Origin of the sequence: Proteus genomosp. 4 str. ATCC 51469, from assembly GCF_003144375.1 — a bacterium.
GTDB lineage: Bacteria > Pseudomonadota > Gammaproteobacteria > Enterobacterales > Enterobacteriaceae > Proteus.
Window position 1 is genome coordinate 170,614 of the sequence record NZ_PENV01000012.1, and the last position, 17,883, is coordinate 188,496.

A 17,883-nucleotide genomic window follows, 5' to 3' on the forward strand; every position below is an offset into this window, starting at 1 on the left:
GTTTCATGGCAGATATCATTACCTGTACAACACAAAGTGGAAAAACAGTTCAGTACGTCAATGAAATTATTGGCTCTGGCTCAATGAAAGATGTCTATTTTTCCCCTGACAGAACCTATGTTGTTGCCTTTTATAAGACAAAACAAAACGCACAAGCCAAAGATAGAATCGATATGATAACAGGCTCTTATCGTCATAATATCTTTGAGCAAAGTGGCGGAGAATATTGGAAAAACCTCTTTTGCTGGCCAACAGATGTTGTTGAACATCAAGGTAAAATCGGTATTGTGGTGCCGACGTATCAATCCCACTTTTTCTTTAAATATGGCTCTAAAAACAACGACTTTCTAGCGATAAAAGGCCGCGAAAAAGAAGGTAAATGGTTTGCAAGTGCCAACAACCAAAATAAATTTCTCGATCCTCGTGAAAGAGGCAATTTATTAAATTACCTGAAAGTCTGTTTATTGCTCTCTCGTGCCGTTCGCCGAATGCATGCAGCTGGTTTATGCCATAGTGATTTAAGCTATAAAAACGTCCTTATCGATCCTGAACAAGGTCATGCTTGTGTCATTGATATTGACGGTTTAGTAGTGCCCGGCAAATACCCGCCTGATGTTGTTGGAACACCTGATTTTATTGCACCTGAAGTGGTAAAAACCAGCCATTTACCGAAAGAAGATCCTAATCGTATTTTGCCAAGTATCACCACTGATAGACACGCTCTTGCGGTATTAATCTATATGTATCTGTTTTATCGCCACCCATTACGTGGCGGTAAAATTCACGATCTTGACGATGAAATGAGAGATGAGACACTCTCTATGGGTGAAAAAGCACTGTTTATTGAACACCCAACAGATCATAGCAATGCGGTAAAATTGAATCAGGTAAAACCGTCATCTCTACCTTGGGCTGATCCTAAAAAAATCCCATACACTATTATGGGGCCTTACCTAACACCTCTTTTTGAAAGAGCCTTTATTACAGGATTACACGATCCTTCACAACGGCCTACTGCAGATGAATGGGAAACCGCTTTAGTCAAAACAGTAGATTTAGTTCAGCCTTGTCAGAATAAAAATTGTGAACAGCAATGGTATGTTTTTTCAGGAAAAACACAGCCCGTTTGTCCTTATTGTCATACGCCATATAAAGGGCAATTACCGATTTTAAATCTTTATTCTTCACGTAAAGCGGGTAGTTTCAGACCTGACGATCACCGCTTAATGGTTTGGAGTAATCAATCACTGTTTCCTTGGCATGTTAATCGCCTTATTGCGCCTAATGAACGCACCACCGATGAACAGAAAAAACGTGTAGGTTATTTTGTTTATCACAATTCAACATGGTGGCTTGTTAATGAGCGTATTGATGGATTAATGGTATTACCAGAGAAAAAGCAGATAGCGATTGGCGATAAAATTGCACTAACAGATGGGTTGCAATTTGTGTTATCGACAGAAGAAGGCGGGCGACTTGTTGTGGTGCAATTAGTATCAAATTAATAAAGTAAGAGAATAATCTGTTTAATTTATCGCGGATTATTCTCTTTTTTCATGGTATTAAATTTAATCTTGAGCTCAAAGCTTAAATTTCATAACCAAATTTAAATCTTTTGCTGGTTTTCCTGTTTCATAGCGCCATTGTTCCATAGCGTGAATAAGTGACAAACCAAAAACATCCACTAAAGGTGAATCTAACATCCTAATATTTTGTACATGCCCATTTTCATCAACATCAAATTTCGCCTTTAGTTCACCTTCAATACCTTGAAAATAAGCTTTTACAGGATAATTAGGTAATGGACGTGATAAATTCTTAGGGTGATTTTTAAACGCTAGATTTAACCCATCTATTTCACTTTGAGTCATTTTCTCTGGTTCATCGGCTAATTTTGGTTTCAATAACAAATTAGATTGAGTATCCGGCTGTATTGATTGAGTCGCACATCCATTTAATAAAATAGTGCTGCAAAGTAAACTTAAAATAGCTAATTTTATTTTCATTTTTCTTTTCTAAAATAAGATTAAATATAAAAATACAATAACACATCTCATAATCATTTCTATTCTCAATTTAGTTATTTAGTTAAGAAAAACTGTGCAATTAATCCTATTTTAGCCATTTTATTTAAATCCAAGTCAGATCACATATTTACCTCTCACCCTTTCCATTTAACGCTAACGTTCAATATTGGATATCAAGATCTCAGTTTATTAAGCCCCATTATTTACAATACCCTACAGTGATAATTGGAGGCATGAATGAAAACTAAAAATAAAATCAATGTGCTAGAGCTTATTTCGCCAGAGATGAAACAAGTTATGCAATTTTATGCAGATAATCCGCAACCTGCACCAGAAAATGATGGCTATCCATCGATGCGGCTTGCTTATAATCAAGATAGGCGTTATTGGAATGCAGATGCGCCAGAGATGTTTAGCATACAAGATATTTCGGTTAGTACTTCTTATGGAAATGTATTAACACGTCTTTATAAACCCAAAGAAAAAACATCCGCAACACTCTATTATCTGCATGGCGGTGGTTTTATTTTAGGGAATTTAGATACTCACGATCGCATTATGCGGCTGCTTGCCAGCTATACTGGTTGTACTGTTATTGGTATTGATTATTCACTATCACCAGAAGCGTGCTACCCTCAAGCCATTGATGAATCAGCACAGGTTTGTCAGTATTATCATCAAAATGCAAAACACTATGATATTAATACGCAACATATTGGTTTTGCTGGTGATTCTGCGGGAGCCATGTTATCACTTGCCACCGTATTATGGTTACGTGACAAACACATTCACTGTGGCAAAGTGAGTGCAGCTTTACTTTGGTATGGATTATATGGCTTACGTGATTCCACCAGCCGCCGACTTTATGGGGGAGAATGGGATGGATTGCGCCAGCAAGATCTAGAAGAATATGATAATGCATATTTAACCGCACTTGGCAGTCGTGACGCACCTTATTATTGCTTATTTAATAATGATTTAACGCAAGATATTCCACCTTGCTTTATCGCCAGCGCACAATACGACCCACTTATTGATGATAGTCTGACGCTATTTAAAACCCTGGAAGCGCATCAATTACCTTGTGAATATAAAATGTATTCCGGCACATTACATGCCTTTTTACACTACTCACGTATGATGAAAGTGGCAGATGACGCCATTCGAGATGGCGCTCACTATTTTGTAAAACAGCTGATCTTGTAAACCGTTATCTTTATAAAATGTCAGCCTATTAAAACTCAAGATTTCGAATAAACCGATAATCCGCAGACGCCTCTTTAAGTCGATACAGACTTGCAGGGCGTCCTCTTTCTGCCCGTTTTTCTCCTGTATCAATCAATAAATCTGCTTGTTCAATGCGTCGTCTAAAGGATTTTTTCTGGATCTCTTTCCCAATCAGAATTTCATGAACATGCTGTAACTCAGGCAAGGTAAACACTTCGGGTAATGCAAATCCGGGAACAATTGAATAGAGTGATTTTTGCTTTAAACGCTCTCTCGCTTGTGTAATTAACTCTTGATGATCAAACGCTAAGCTTTGTTGTGTAACCTCATCAATCGGCAACCACATTACTGAATCCACAGTATCGATATGCGCTTCACAGGCTTGATGTGCAATCAACGCGGTATAACAAACCGTCACCGACCAACCTCTTACATCACGCTGGCTATTTCCCACAGAACAGAGTTGCTCAATATAAGGGGGGATCACGCCCGTTTTCTCTTTTAATTTTCTTAGCACTGTATCTTCAAGGCATTTGTCTTGCACTTCATCGACAAATCCACCGGGTAAACCCCATTTTCCTTTTTCAGGATGCTCCCCTCTTTTCACCAACAACACTTTTAACTGCTCTTCATGATAAGTAAACAGTACGGCATCAACGGTGATCAGTGGAGATAGGAAATCACGACGGTTATAACTGGCTAAAAAATCTTGTTCATTCATGGCGTAAGCTTTATTAGAAAACGATAAGGCTATTTTAAGGTTAAACAGCAAAAAATCAAATTTTGTCATAAAGACACTAAATCAGTTGACAAGCATAGTGTCGATAAGACACAATTCAATTATTGTCATAAAGACACTAATTGGAGAGACACTATGTTTAACTTAAATTACTTTAAAGCTGATTCATCAACATTTATTATCAAATCCGTCAATGGTAGCGTTCGCCAACAAGGTAAAGGCTTAAGTTTTTGGTATAACTCTGCCACAACCTCCATTGCAGCATTACCTTTAAATGCACAAGAAGCACCATTTATTTTTAACTTCCAAACCGCAGACTTTCAGGGATTACGCATTCAAGGGCAAATCTCATTTCAGGTTAAATCTCCAGAAAAAGCTGCAGAAGTACTCAACTTTAACTTGAGCAAAAACGGCAAATCGTATGCCTCTGAAGATCCACTCAAACTCAGTGATCGCGTTGTACGTATTGCACAAACCTTAATTCAAGCAAAGATCCAAAGTACCCCACTTAGAGAAGCATTATTACTCAGCCAATCATTAGTCACTTTGGTGATGGAGCAATTAGTTGAACATCCATCATTAGAAGCATTAGGTATTGCGATTTTGGATGTCTCCATTGCGGCGATCACACCATCACCAGAAACCTTAAAAGCACTAGAAGCTGAAGCGAGAGAATCCTTACTGAAAGAAGCCGATGATGCAATTTATGCGCGCCGTAAATTCTCCGTTGAACAAGAGCGCACCATTAAAGAAGCAGAATTAGAAACTGACTTATCGGTTCAACGTAAACGACAAGAAATTGAAGAAGCACGTTTAGAAAACGAACGTACATTATTACGCGAACAAGCTGAGATTGAAAAAGAACGCCTTGAAGCCAAAGTTAATGCAGAAGCAAAACGCAAAGAGCTGGTCGCGTTAAGTGCTGAAAATCAGCGAACACAATCAGAAGCTGATGCCTACGCCATTGAAGCCACCATGCGTGCTTACCGTGAATTGCCAGTTGAAAACTTAAAAGCCATGGCGCTAGCAAAAATGGACTCACAACAGTTAATGGCAATGGCATTTGAAACTTTAGCGCTTAATTCAGGAAAAATCGGCGAATTGAATATTACTCCTGATTTATTTAGCCAATTTATGAAAAAAGGCGGTAAATAATGCAACGTAACAACGATTTTCGCTTCGTGTTAGTGATGAGAAAAAGCCGTTTACAGGAATTGATCGAGCGCTTCAATACTTGGTCACAAGCCAAATTTTATTTAGAACACAATAATGTTGAGGTAAAGGATTACCTCAACGAACACAATCTATACCAAAAACAATTAACAGAAGCTGAGTTGATTTTAAAGTCACTAGGACGATTTCAGCTATTAGAACGAAATTTATTACCTAGCTATCAATTCTCACCCCACGATATTGTGGTGGTGATTGGTCAAGACGGGCTTGTGGCTAATACACTGAAATATCTCAACGGGCAGCCTATCATTGCAATAAATCCTGATCCATCAAGATGGGATGGTAAATTATTACCCTTTGAAATAGGACAATTAAAAGAGACTGTCATTAATACTATTAATCAAAAAATGCCATTTAAAACGGTCACTTTTGCGCAAGCGACAACCAATGATGGTCAATCACTATTAGCCGTTAATGATTTATTTATTGGCCCTAAAAGTCACACCTCCGCACGGTATATTTTACAATGGAGTGGTGCTCAAGAAGCACAATCCTCATCAGGCATCATTGTGTCTACAGGATTGGGATCAACGGGGTGGTTTCAATCCATTCTTGCAGGTGCAATGGCAATAACAGGAGAAGCTTCGCATCCTCTGTTACAAGGTTTTGATTGGGGTGTTCGAAAGCTACAATTTAGTGTCAGAGAGCCGTTTCCTAGCAGAACAACTGGTGTTGCACTGACTTTTGGCACTATTGAGCCTGACTCACCGTTACAATTAGAGTCTTTGATGCCAGAAAATGGGGTTATTTTTTCTGATGGTATCGAAGATGACTATTTACAGTTTAATGCAGGCTGCATAGCGCATATTGGTATCGCAGATATACAAGGGCAATTAATTAGCCAAAAAGGGCGTCAACGAATTTAACTTTAATGAGCGCTCTTTAATACCGTTTCAAGTCCTGAAATCATCACATCAAGGACAAACAAAAACGCAGCATCACCATTATCACTATCCATAATGGCAACAGCTTGAGTTAATAATGGCGGATAGTGAACAGTATTAGGCTCTGTTTTTTCACGCTCTTTTTGGCTTTCTTGGTGCTCTTGCGTTTCAAGAACTGAACCTAATGTGAAATGTGCAATAGAACTCAACGCATATACGGCTTGAGATAAACTAAATCCAGCATCACATAAAAACTGTAATTGTTGTTCTGATGTCTCAAACTGGATTTCAGATGGGCGAGTTCCTGCATGAATTTTGCCACCATCACGATACATTAATAAGGCTTGGCGAAAGCTTTTCGCGTTATTTCGCAAAAAATCCTGCCATGTTTCATTAGGTAATGGCAAAACATGATGATGATGTTTTTGCAAAATAGTTTCTGCTAATGCATCTAACAACGCACGTTTATTCTTCACATGCCAATACAATGTGGGTTGCTCTACCCCTATTTTTTGCGCTAATTTGCGCGTTGTTAGGCCTTCTATCCCCACTTCATTAAGCAAAATTAACGCATTATCAATAACTTGTTCTTTATCTAGCTTTGCCATTATCTACCTCAAAATAAAATAGCCTTGACAATCTATCACTGATAGAGATATTTTACACTCACTCTATCACTGATAGATTTTTTAGGATCTCAATGAATAAATCAATTATTATTATACTGCTGATAACCGTATTAGATGCCATTGGTATTGGGCTTATCATGCCAGTACTCCCTACGCTATTAAATGAATTTGTCAGTGAAAATTCACTCGCAACTCATTACGGTGTGCTATTAGCGCTCTATGCTACCATGCAGGTTATTTTTGCACCTATTTTAGGGCGGCTGTCTGATAAATACGGTAGAAAACCTATCTTGCTATTTTCCCTTTTAGGTGCAGCACTTGATTATCTCTTAATGGCATTCTCAACGACGCTTTGGATGCTCTATATTGGGCGTATTATTGCGGGCATCACCGGTGCAACAGGTGCTGTATGTGCATCAGCGATGAGCGATGTTACTCCTGCTAAAAATCGAACTCGTTATTTTGGCTTTTTAGGCGGTGCTTTTGGGGTTGGCCTGATTATTGGCCCTATGTTAGGTGGGCTATTAGGTGAAATAACTGCTCATACGCCATTTATCTTTGCGGCTATTTCACACTCAATATTATTAATACTCTCTTTGCTCTTTTTCCGTGAAACACAAAAAAGAGAAGTGCTTGTTGCAAATAACACGCCAGAAAACCAAACTACATCAAATTTAGTCACGGGATTCATTAAGAAAAGCCTTTATTTTTGGCTGGCAGCCTATTTTATCATCCAACTTATCGGTCAAATCCCTGCCACAATTTGGGTGTTATTTACACAATACCGTTTTGATTGGAATACGACATCGGTCGGTATGTCTTTGGCAGCTCTGGGTGTCTTACATATTTTCTTTCAGGCCGTTGTTGCTGGAAAATTAGCGCAGAAATGGGGCGAAAAAACCACCATAATGATCAGTATGTCTATTGATATGATGGGCTGTTTATTATTAGCGTGGGTAAGCCAAGTTTGGGTGATATTACCCGCATTGATCTGCTTGGCCGCGGGAGGAATGGGACAACCGGCATTACAAGGCTATTTATCAAAATCTGTCGATGATAATGCACAAGGGAAACTGCAAGGCACACTCGTCAGTTTAACCAATATCACGGGAATTATTGGCCCACTCTTATTTGCCTTTATTTATAGTTATAGCATCGCTTATTGGGATGGTTTGCTATGGTTGATGGGAGCAATATTTTATGCCATGTTGCTGATTACTGCTTATTATCACCAAAGAAAAGTCACACCTAAAACTGTTATTTCAACCTCTTAGTGCTAAAAAATCATAAAAGTCCTATCCACTATTAATCGCGTTGATAGGACTTTATTTTTATCGCAATTAATAAGTCACTTTCACCCAAGGCTTACTGGCTGCGATCATAAACATCGGTGTTGAGCGATAAAGGACTTTACGTTTTTCATCATACACTCGCTCATTAATATTGGTTAAACAAGTCAGTTCTGAATAACCAAGGGTAACTAGTGTATCAAGATCCCATTGAGGCCTAATTTTTTGACACATTGGCATACTTTTACGGTAATCGAGCATCGCATCGCTATAACCTGCAGGCTTTTCATTAAACAGTGCGGTATAGGCTTCAATATCTTCACTGTTTTTCTGATTTAAGGCTTCATCAAATAAATAGCGATTCCAGTTAGCATCAAAAATCAGTGTTCTTGCTCCCGGTTTTAAGACACGTAACCACTCTTTATAACCTTGTTTTGCATCTAATAACGTCCATGCCACATTACGACTAATCACCAAATCAAAGTGATCATCAGGGAAAGGTAGGCAATGGCTATCCCCTTGCATCACTTCGACATCAACGTGGTAGGCTTCAAAGTTTTTCTTCGAAACATTAACCATCGCATCTGTGCAATCTATTGCCGTCACTTTGTGTCCTGCTTTCGCCATAATAATAGAGAAAAAACCAGGGCCCGTTCCTACATCTAGTACCTTTAATTTGCCTTGTTGACCGCAATATTCATGAATAATATTCAACCACGCTTCTCGCTGAAAACCGTTTAATTCTAGTTGGATCAAATTACTGTAATTTTCAGCACCCTCTGTCCAATTTTTTAATAATTTATCTTTTGAGTCCTGCATAACAAACCTATCAGTATGTAAACTAAAATGAATAAACAAAATCATGGCGCTGCAAAGATCTTATAAAGATAGCTAAGAGCGCCGTAGAGACTATTTTTCAGATGTGTGAGGTACAGTGAGTTTTTCCCACGCAACAGGTGCGTAATTGTTCACGCCGACTTCAAAATTAGCCACTTTCTTAGGATTAATAGCAAAATTGGTGACGGGGTGATAAACCGGTGCAGTGATCGCCTCTTCGCTAATAAAAGTCATAATACCGTCATAGCCTTTTTGGCGATCTTCTTCATTTAATGTCGCTAAGGTTTTATAAATCATGGCAGAGAGATTTTCGTCATACCATGCTTTAGCTTGCTGATTATTCGCTTGGATATCGTAGATCTCAAGCATAGAGCTATGAGGCATCCATGAGTCAGAAGCGGTACGCATTAAAGCCATATCAAAATCTTTCGATTCCAATGTAGATTGGGTATAACCATTACGGTCGAGTATTTTTAAATTAACTTGAATACCCGTTTGCGCTAATTCCGCTTGAATAAATTCCGCAAGGGTTTTCCACTCAGGGAATTCATCGGTTGTCAGTAAGAAAGAAAACGATAAAGGCTTACCCTCTTTTTCAAAAATACCTTGGGCATTTTTGCTATATCCTGCTTCAATTAATAATGCCTGTGCTTTATCTTTATCCCCCGCTAAGGTGTAGTTATTTTTTGCATTAGCATAAGGTACTCCTGATTGATACATACCTGTCGCCTCTTTACCAATATGGTTAAAGAGATCTTCTGCAATACTTTTTTTATCAATAGCGTAGTTAATTGCTTGGCGAATACGCTTGTCTTGTAACTCAGGAGTCCGTTGATTAAAGGCAATAAAGTGAGAACTTAGCGTATCCGCAGTAAATGTCTCAAACTTTTTGTCTTGTTCCAATTCCTGAATATTTCCCATTGGAATTTTTCCAATCAGATCACCGCCAATAATATCGACTTCACCACTTTGCAAGGCAAAAACACGTGCCTGACCGTCAGGAACAACTTTAAAGATAATGCGATCTAACTTTGGTTTTTCGCCCCAATAGTAAGGATTTGGTACCAGCGTAAAGCTTTTATCTTTTTCATAGCTTTCTAGCATCCAAGGGCCTGTTCCGACTGGTTTCGTAAAGGTTTTACCATCCTCACCTAACGAAGCTGGGCTTAAAAAACGTACAGGTCGAGGATAGGTCATTTCCATTAAAATAGGATAAGAAGGATTTTTGTAAGTAATACGCACCGTATGTTTATCAATGGCTTCCATTGAGTCCACTAATGTGGCGGTAATTTGGCTATAACGAGGATTATTCACCCAACGTTTTAAATTAAAAATAACTGCATCGGCATCAAACGGGGTACCATCTGAAAACTTCACATTTTCACGCAGTTTAAAAGTATAGGTTTTGCCGTCTTCTGAAATATCCCAACTAGTTGCTAATGTTGGAATAATCTGACCTTCACCACCATCTTCTGTTAAACCGTCATAAATCATTTTAAAGACAAAATGAGGTCCGTTATAACTGGCAGCATCAAGCATATTCATCGCACCATCACGATAAATAGCAACAACGACTTCTTTTTTCTGCTCAACTTGAGTGGTGTTTTCTGTTGGTTTTTCATCATTACAGCCCGTTAATGCTGTTATTGAAAGAAAACCAACCAATAAAGTTCGGTGTATTAATTGTTTAAACATATTCTTTTCTCTTTCCATCTTATTGTTATTAATGCGTTATTTTATGGCATGCAACCCAGTGGTTAGATGCAATTTCTATCAAAGGAGGATTTTGTTGCTTACAGATATCTTGCCGATTTAAACAACGATGGTAATAAGGGCAACCTGTCTGTGTTTTAGGTGCATCGGTGTAGATCTGTTGCTTAAAAGGTGTGCGTTGTGAAGGATGAGTTGGCAATACTGCAGACAATAAAGTCTGGCTATAAGGATGTTGAACACAGTTATCCATTTTAGGAATAACTTCAACAATATGGCCAAGATACATCACAATAATCCGATCACTCACAAAGTTAACCGCAGAAATATCATGAGAAATAAACAGATAAGTGAGTTGTAATTTCTTTTTAAGTGTATTAATTAACGTCAGTATTTGCTGTTTTAACGCAAAATCAATACTAGAGACAATTTCATCACACACCACAAATTCTGGCTCCAGCACTAATGCTCTTGCAATACCAATACGCTGTTTTTGCCCACCTGAAAGCGCATCAGAATGTCTTGATAAAAAAGAGCTGTCTAATCCAACTAATTCTAATGTTTTACCGATAAGTTGCTGTCGCTCTTGGCGAGTCAGATTTTTATAATTAATAAGTGGCTCAGCAATAATTTGTTCTACGGTAAAATAAGGATTAAACGCATCTGCACTGGCTTGAAAGATCATTTGCATATTTTGGCGAATTTGACGCATTTGTTTAAAACTAAAATGCGTGATCTCTTGCTTTGAAAAGGTGATAACCCCTTTATCACTTTGTTCTAATTTCAGTAATAATTTACCAAGCGTTGTTTTTCCACATCCAGACTCTCCCACAACACCCAACGTTTCACCTCGATAAATACAAAATGAAGCATTAGCGACAGCACAGGTCGTGATCCCTTTTTTTTGATAATATTTAGCGAGATTTTTTACTTCGATTAATGGCATCTTATTCTCCCCGATTTATTGTTGAGAATAGACGTTGGGTATATTCATGTTGAGGCTCATCAAAAAGTTGAGACACACTGCCTGAACTCACAATATCACCTTGATACATCACATAAACGTTATCAGCCATTTGTGCCACAATGCCCAGATCATGAGTGATCAGCAAAATCGCGATCCCTAATGATTTCAAACGTTCAATTTCATATAAAATAGCGGCTTGCGTGGTGAGATCTAAAGAAGCCGTTGGCTCATCCGCAATAACCACTTGCGCCTCCGATAACAACCCCATCCCCACCATAATGCGCTGGCACATACCGCCACTTAACTCAAATGGATACTTGTTTAACAACTCATCTGCATGACTTAATCCAAGCCGAGATAAAATATCTTTATATCGTTGCCGCTTTTCTGTTTTCGATTTTTTTCGCCATAAAGGAGATAGTGATTCAGCAAAATGTTTTTCTATTTTGATGGTAGGATTTAAGGCACTTCTTGGCTCTTGAAAAATCATGGCAATTTTCTGCCCACGAATATTTCGCCACTGTCTTTCACTTTTATTCGAAATAACATCACCTAATAAGGTGATTTCACCAGAGACAACTTTTCCAGGTTTATCCACTAAATTCATTAAAGAGAGTGCAGTGGCTGATTTCCCACTTCCTGATCCACCAATCAGTGCTGTTATTTTTCCAGCATAGAGCTCAAGATTAATATTGTTCACCGCCACAAATTCACTCTTTTGTTGCTGAAAAACAGTTGTTAGCCCTTTGACAGATAAAACAGGTTTAATACACATATTAAATCTCCTCCTGTTTTTTCAAATCTAAGGCTTTGGCATTGTTTTGTAAGACATCATTTAACCCTTCACCAATCATATTCAATGCCCATACTGACAACATGATGGCGAGTGCTGGATAGATAATCATCATGGGATATTGCGTCATATATTGTCGGCTATCACTTAACATCACCCCCCAATCCGCAATGGGCGGTTGTGAGCCTAAACCGATAAATGAAAACGCCGCGACGTGGGTAATAACCGCTGCAATACGTAATGTGGCAAGAACAATAATGGATGACATAGCATTAGGAATAATGTGATGAAAAATAATACGGCGATGAGGCGAACCGACAGACACGGCGGCTTGAATAAAATCTTTCTCTTTTAAAGCAATAACAGAGCCTCGAATAATACGGGCAAAAGGCGCCCACCACAGAGCAATAAAGACCAATAAAATTGTCATTAAACTAGGGCCTGTGATCCCAATGGCTGCCAATGCTAACAAACTTGATGGAAATGTTGAGGCTATATCAACAAGACGCATGATCAAGTTATCCGTCTTACCTCCCACATAACCCGCTAAAATTCCTAACGGAATACCAATACTGAGCATCAATGCCGTAGCTAATACAGCTGTAGAAAGGCTGGTTCGAATACCATAAATTAAGCGAGAAAAGACACAACGCCCTAATTGATCGGTTCCTAGGGGATAATCAAAACTGGCACTCATTAGTTTCAATTTAACATTAGTCAGATAAGGATCATGAGGGGCTAAATAAGGCGCAAAGATCCCCAAAATAACCAAAAATAGAATGATCACAACACCTGTCATAGCTAAACGTTGTTGTAAGAATCGCTGTAGGAAATTCAGTTGCATCGCGATCACTCCATCATTATTTTTGGATCGATAAACACATACAACACATCGATCAATAAGTTAATAACAATGTAGGTCACCGCCACAACAACAATATAACCTTGAATAACCGGTAAATCTTTAAGGCGAATACTGTCTACAGCAAATTTACCAATACCATTCCATGAAAAAATGGTTTCACACGCAAATTGTCCACCTAACAACTTGCCAAAGTTCACGCCAATTAACGTAATACAAGGTAAAACGGCATTTTTTAAGCCATGACGAAAAAGGGCTGCTGTTTTACCCAGCCCTCTCGCCCTTGCAGCTCGAATATAATCTGTATAGCTCACCTCAATTAAGTTATTACGTAAAATACGGGTATACATAGCAGCATAACCAGCACTGAGCGTTAAAGCGGGTAAGAGAATATTTTGCATACTGTCACCAGCAATAACAGGAGCAATATGTAGCTGGATGGCAAAGATATACAGCAATAATAATCCGAGACAAAAATCAGGTAAGGTCGCAGCCATTGTCGTTAAAAAACGAATACCATGGTCAATCGGTGTATCTTTAAAACGGACCGATACTAATGCGATAGGAACACATAAAATGATGGCAAAGAGTGTAGATACCAATGCTAATTTTAACGTTGCAGGAAACCTATCCATAATTTCTTGGCTAACAGGTAAACCTGATTGAATAGAGGTACCAAAATCACCTTGTAAGGTATGTGCTAACCAACTTAAATATTGAATATACAAAGGTCTATCTAATCCAAGCTCTGTTCTCACCGCTGCAATACTATCAGGAGTTGGAATGATCCCTTTGCTTCGTAAGGTAATTTCTGCGATATCACCTGCTGAAATATGACTTAGTATAAATGCCAATATACTGACAATAATAAGCATAGGAATAACTTGGATAAGTCGTTTAAAAATAAAGCGTTTAAAGTTCATTTTATGATTTATTATAATGATAAAGTTGGCGTTTAATAACTTAAAACCAAAGTATAGTGATTAATCTTTGACGAACTATTGATATAACACGTTATTTATTCAATTTCCCTAGAAAAATAAAAAATAAAATTTTTATATTACATAACATTCAAAGATAATTATTTATATTTTAAAAATGATTATAATCAAAATTATATTTTGAAGTTTAGAAATAATACCACTTTATTTAGATTTTATTTATATCATTTTAAATCAATGAATTACAACAAGCATCACAGAATGAAATAAGTATAAAGTAGTTTTAAAATAGCATTATTAATTTTTAATATCTGTTTAAATGAAAGAAATGATAGTAATCTAAAACGATATCAATAAAGAATGAACAATTATATATTAACAATGCTTATCAATAAAAATAATTTATTAGAAAATAATTTTTATTATTATTAATTAAAATAATAAAGCTTTCCCTGAATGGTCAATTTTATCTCAATTAAATACGATTAAATGGCGAAATAAAATTGATATAAATACACTGACATTCAAAAATAGTATTTTCTATTTCTACATTATTCGATTATTAGACCTTTTTATTTATTCTCGGCTAAACACAAAATAAAGAAAGTCGACAACAAGAAAAAGCATCATCAATTCAGCTATTGGCTTTATTAAAAAATGCTATTTTTAGTTAATAATCTATCTTCATTATAAACACTATAATTTATATAAGATTGTATATAGCGCATTTTAGTTACATAGTTATCTTATGATAAATTTTTTAACTATATTTATTCAAGTAACAAAACAAATATTTTATTATTTTTTTACTTTTTATTTACATTGTTTAATCTTTAAATTGATAAAAACAAAATAATGTTGTTATTAAATTTAGTTCTATTCAAATAAGAACTACTTGCAAAGACCATTATATATTGTTTTAGATCAATATAGGTTAGTCTTTTTTAGATGATTGCTAAAAATAGTTATAATTTTTTTATTCCTGCTATGTAATTTTTCGTACAAACCACCAAAACAAGTCCAAAAAAGACTCATCTCATTTAATTATTTCTTAATAAATGAATTAAATGGTGTAAAAAATCGTACAAATGTAAAAAAATGTTTTTTTATATAACGTTAATTACTTATTAACATATAAAATTTTTTATTTGATTATCGAAAAAAAACTCGCGTTTGGAGTAAAAATACGCAATTTTAGTTAAAAAATGCTTATGATTTGTTTTTTTAGCATAAAACCCTATGAGATTAATCCTATCCTAATTAATGTTTTTATTCGTAAAATTGACCTCACATCAAGTTTGTAAATAAACGAACAATCAAGAAAAGAATGCATATTCTGGCTTTGATTCATTACTTCTTTTGCATATTAATTAATAGACATAAAGAAAATAGATATTCACAAACTTCAAAATACGTTCCATTAGATAAATGTGTTTTATCTAAAATTAGTATATTTAAATTTTATTTTAAATAAGCATTTAACTAATAAACAATCAAATAACTAAATACCTAAATAACTGAATATAGTTGAAAAGCTCTCTGTTATTTAAAAACACTATGCTGTGAAAATAATCAACAAAGGATACTTCAATATGAAAAAACTGACCTTAGCAGTTCTTGCAGTTGCTATTATGGGTGCAACTACTCTTGCTCAAGCTGATACTCGTAAAGCAAGCGCTGTTGCTTCATGGGATGCTAAAGCATACAAAGATACTAAAAGTATGTTAGTGGTTACACCATTAAAATCATTAACATTCAATTACGCTGAAGGTATTAAAGCGTTTAATACTCAAGACGGTGCTTTCGATATCACTATCCAAGGTCAACAAGGTGCAACTGATTTTAAACTGACATCAAAAATCATCTCTGACAAATTAAGCCGCGCATCTGACAATAGCGAATTAACTGTTGGTGTTAAATGGAATGGCACTGCGTTAAATGACACAACAGAAACCACAATGGTTGATGTTAAAGCAGGCACAACTGCAGGTCTTGATTTCTTAGCACAAGATGGTGCTTACAACGGTAAAGATCGTGTAAGTGGCCAAAGCCAATTCGCCTTCGATATCGCATCTGCAAAAATTGCTGGTACCGATGCTAAATTCTCTGAATTAGCTGATGGTTACTGGGATGGTGACGTTAAAGTTCAGTTTACTGCAACTTGGGAAGGCGACTTCACTACTACACCATAGTCTATGATCCACAAAATTATCTTTTAATAATAAAGGATGAGCGAATTTTCGCTCTTCCTTCTAGGGTCCATGATGAAAAAAATAATATTAGCTTGTTTAAGCCCTTTGATTTTTTATAGCCAATTTGCAGCAGCCATTCATGTCGGTGCCATTACCGAAACTATGCCATCTGACCAAACTATTCTTGCCAAAGAAATTGAAAATAATGTCGATCAGGCACGTTTAGTCGGATTATCTATTGAGCGTATTTCATCACCTTTAGAAGATGGAAAAGTGCTCCCTTTAGTCAATAACGAGATTTTGATCTCACCAGCAAACTTAATTTTGCCCGGCAAAACCAAAGAAAGTTTTAAAATTTTCTATAAAGGCCCTAGTGATAATCAAGAACGTTACTATCGCTTAGTGTGGCGTGACGATCCGGTAACTGAAACAGGATCAACGCAAAGTGCAAAAGCAGCAACGGCAACGACGTCTGCCATGATAAGCACCATTTTAGTGGTTGCTCCTCGCCAAGAAAAATTTGATTACCAATTTGATAAAGAAGCGCGCGTGGTGTTTAACACGGGGAATAGTTCATTTCGCACTGTCGCCACCGGTGACTGCATGCCAGATGCTGTAACAAAAAACGAAAATAACCGCTGTAGTGAACGCTACTACGTTATGCCAGGCCTTGGCGTCAAGCTAAAACAAGTCGATGTTCAAAGTAAAAAAGCAACTGTCGGCATTTGGCATAACGACGATTTTATTATTGTAAATTAAATTTTAATTTCATAAGGATCTATTGTGCGCAAATCTGTGGTGGCACTAGGTATTGCTATGTTCCTATTGTCCGAGAATACATATAGCCAACCCGCCAATTTAAAGATAGGTAACTATATTATTCCTAGTGTCTTTGCCACAGCATTAGAAGAAGGAATGACGATCCCTGTCTATTTGCGTTACGATCTTTCTGAACAATCTGTTTTAGAAGAACAAAGTCGTAATAAAATTGCAGATGCGTTGGTAGTGCTTAAAGATAATAAAATCACCATTAACTCTGTGACCCCCACACTTGATGAAGGTGAAACACAAACGGCTTCTATCAATGAACAGCTTGTTCAATCATTAAATGAGCTTAAAGATAAGCCCTTTGATCAAAATAACAAGATAACGCTTTCCCCTGATGCGACACTTAATTTTGATTTAAGTACCTTTATCATGTCGTTAGATGTTAATGAAGCGGGTCTTGCCACGCAAGTCAAAGCACGCTCAGAAATGTTAGGAAAATCAACGGTTGATAATATTTCCTCTGTCACCACCTATAATTTAGGTGTCTATAACAACCAAATGAAACAGCAAAAAGATAACACCAATAATTATTTTTCAATTGATAGTATCTGGAGTTTTGCTGAAAACCATTTGAATCTTAGTGCTACGGCTTATGGCCTAGGCACTGCAGAGCAATCTTTTGACTTTTATCGTGCTATGTTTGAGCGTGATTTTAATGGTCGCCGTTTTGCTTTTGGTCTATTAAATACTTGGAACTTACAATCTATCGCCTCTATGTCGGCGCT

Annotated in this window: 16 protein-coding genes and 1 pseudogene; 8 read left to right on the forward strand and 9 right to left on the reverse strand. The window is 36.8% G+C overall.

Annotation, left to right across the window (positions count from 1 at the left end; all coding sequences use genetic code 11):
• The first annotated feature begins 5 nt into the window (after window positions 1-5).
• Window positions 6-1,505 carry a helix-hairpin-helix domain-containing protein gene (locus DK866_RS12425; protein WP_109409158.1) on the forward strand — a complete coding sequence of 500 codons (1,500 nt, stop codon included), beginning with the start codon at window positions 6-8 and terminating at the stop codon, window positions 1,503-1,505.
• Between the two features lie 75 nt (window positions 1,506-1,580).
• Here the strand turns inward: DK866_RS12425 and DK866_RS12430 are convergent, their stop codons facing one another.
• A complete protein-coding gene (locus DK866_RS12430) occupies window positions 1,581-2,006 on the reverse strand; it encodes a TonB family protein (protein ID WP_109409159.1) in 426 nt (141 codons plus the stop codon).
• 258 nt (window positions 2,007-2,264) lie between these two features.
• Here DK866_RS12430 and aes point away from each other — a divergent pair, with 258 nt between their 5' ends.
• Window positions 2,265-3,233, forward strand: coding sequence for an acetyl esterase (aes, locus tag DK866_RS12435; protein ID WP_109409160.1), 969 nt, complete (start codon window positions 2,265-2,267; stop codon window positions 3,231-3,233).
• Between the two features lie 28 nt (window positions 3,234-3,261).
• On the opposite strand, the gene DK866_RS12440 is transcribed toward aes, so the two are convergent.
• Entirely contained in the window at window positions 3,262-3,975 is a 714-nt protein-coding gene (locus DK866_RS12440) for an NUDIX hydrolase (protein ID WP_109409178.1), read from the reverse strand.
• Window positions 3,976-4,128: 153 nt separating this feature from the next.
• Between DK866_RS12440 and DK866_RS12445 the strand changes: the two genes are divergently transcribed.
• Both DK866_RS12445 and DK866_RS12450 read left to right on the forward strand, forming a co-directional pair.
• A complete protein-coding gene (locus DK866_RS12445; protein WP_109409161.1) occupies window positions 4,129-5,148 on the forward strand; it encodes an SPFH domain-containing protein in 1,020 nt (339 codons plus the stop codon).
• On the forward strand, window positions 5,148-6,092 hold the full coding sequence (locus DK866_RS12450; protein ID WP_109409162.1) for a sugar kinase: 945 nt from the start codon (window positions 5,148-5,150) through the stop codon (window positions 6,090-6,092). The genes DK866_RS12445 and DK866_RS12450 overlap by 1 nt, the downstream gene beginning before the upstream one ends.
• Window positions 6,093-6,094: 2 nt before the next feature.
• On the opposite strand, the gene tetR(H) is transcribed toward DK866_RS12450, so the two are convergent.
• Window positions 6,095-6,718 (reverse strand): tetracycline resistance transcriptional repressor TetR(H), encoded by a 624-nt coding sequence (gene tetR(H), locus DK866_RS12455; RefSeq protein WP_109409163.1) that lies wholly within the window; start codon window positions 6,716-6,718, stop codon window positions 6,095-6,097.
• Between the two features lie 92 nt (window positions 6,719-6,810).
• Here tetR(H) and tet(H) point away from each other — a divergent pair, with 92 nt between their 5' ends.
• Window positions 6,811-8,013: a tetracycline efflux MFS transporter Tet(H) gene (tet(H), locus tag DK866_RS12460; protein WP_109409164.1), complete on the forward strand. Its 1,203-nt coding sequence runs from the start codon at window positions 6,811-6,813 to the stop codon at window positions 8,011-8,013.
• 66 nt (window positions 8,014-8,079) lie between these two features.
• Here tet(H) and DK866_RS12465 read toward each other — a convergent pair whose 3' ends face one another.
• The 6 genes from DK866_RS12465 to DK866_RS12490 all read right to left on the reverse strand — a co-directional run bounded on the left by DK866_RS12465 (window position 8,080) and on the right by DK866_RS12490 (window position 14,120).
• Entirely contained in the window at window positions 8,080-8,847 is a 768-nt protein-coding gene (locus DK866_RS12465; RefSeq protein ID WP_109409165.1) for a class I SAM-dependent methyltransferase, read from the reverse strand.
• A 90-nt stretch (window positions 8,848-8,937) separates the two neighbouring features.
• Window positions 8,938-10,560, reverse strand: a complete 1,623-nt coding sequence (locus tag DK866_RS12470; protein ID WP_109409166.1) for an ABC transporter substrate-binding protein — start codon at window positions 10,558-10,560, stop codon at window positions 8,938-8,940.
• 28 nt (window positions 10,561-10,588) lie between these two features.
• Window positions 10,589-11,521: an oligopeptide/dipeptide ABC transporter ATP-binding protein gene (locus DK866_RS12475; RefSeq protein WP_109409167.1), complete on the reverse strand. Its 933-nt coding sequence runs from the start codon at window positions 11,519-11,521 to the stop codon at window positions 10,589-10,591.
• 1 nt (window position 11,522) lies between these two features.
• Window positions 11,523-12,317: an ABC transporter ATP-binding protein gene (locus tag DK866_RS12480; protein ID WP_109409168.1), complete on the reverse strand. Its 795-nt coding sequence runs from the start codon at window positions 12,315-12,317 to the stop codon at window positions 11,523-11,525.
• Window position 12,318: 1 nt separating this feature from the next.
• Entirely contained in the window at window positions 12,319-13,179 is an 861-nt protein-coding gene (locus DK866_RS12485; protein ID WP_109409169.1) for an ABC transporter permease, read from the reverse strand.
• Between the two features lie 5 nt (window positions 13,180-13,184).
• Window positions 13,185-14,120: an ABC transporter permease gene (locus DK866_RS12490; protein ID WP_109409170.1), complete on the reverse strand. Its 936-nt coding sequence runs from the start codon at window positions 14,118-14,120 to the stop codon at window positions 13,185-13,187.
• A 1,610-nt stretch (window positions 14,121-15,730) separates the two neighbouring features.
• Between DK866_RS12490 and ecpA the strand changes: the two genes are divergently transcribed.
• The 3 genes and pseudogenes from ecpA to DK866_RS12505 all read left to right on the forward strand — a co-directional run.
• The gene (ecpA, locus tag DK866_RS12495) at window positions 15,731-16,330 is read left to right on the forward strand and encodes a common pilus major fimbrillin subunit EcpA (protein WP_109409171.1); all 600 of its coding nucleotides are present in this window, start codon (window positions 15,731-15,733) and stop codon (window positions 16,328-16,330) included.
• A gap of 72 nt (window positions 16,331-16,402) precedes the next feature.
• Complete coding sequence (locus DK866_RS12500) at window positions 16,403-17,089, forward strand: hypothetical protein (protein ID WP_109409172.1); 687 nt, start codon at window positions 16,403-16,405, stop codon at window positions 17,087-17,089.
• A 24-nt stretch (window positions 17,090-17,113) separates the two neighbouring features.
• Window positions 17,114-17,883 (forward strand): annotated as a pseudogene (locus DK866_RS12505) (fimbrial biogenesis outer membrane usher protein); the annotation flags it as partial.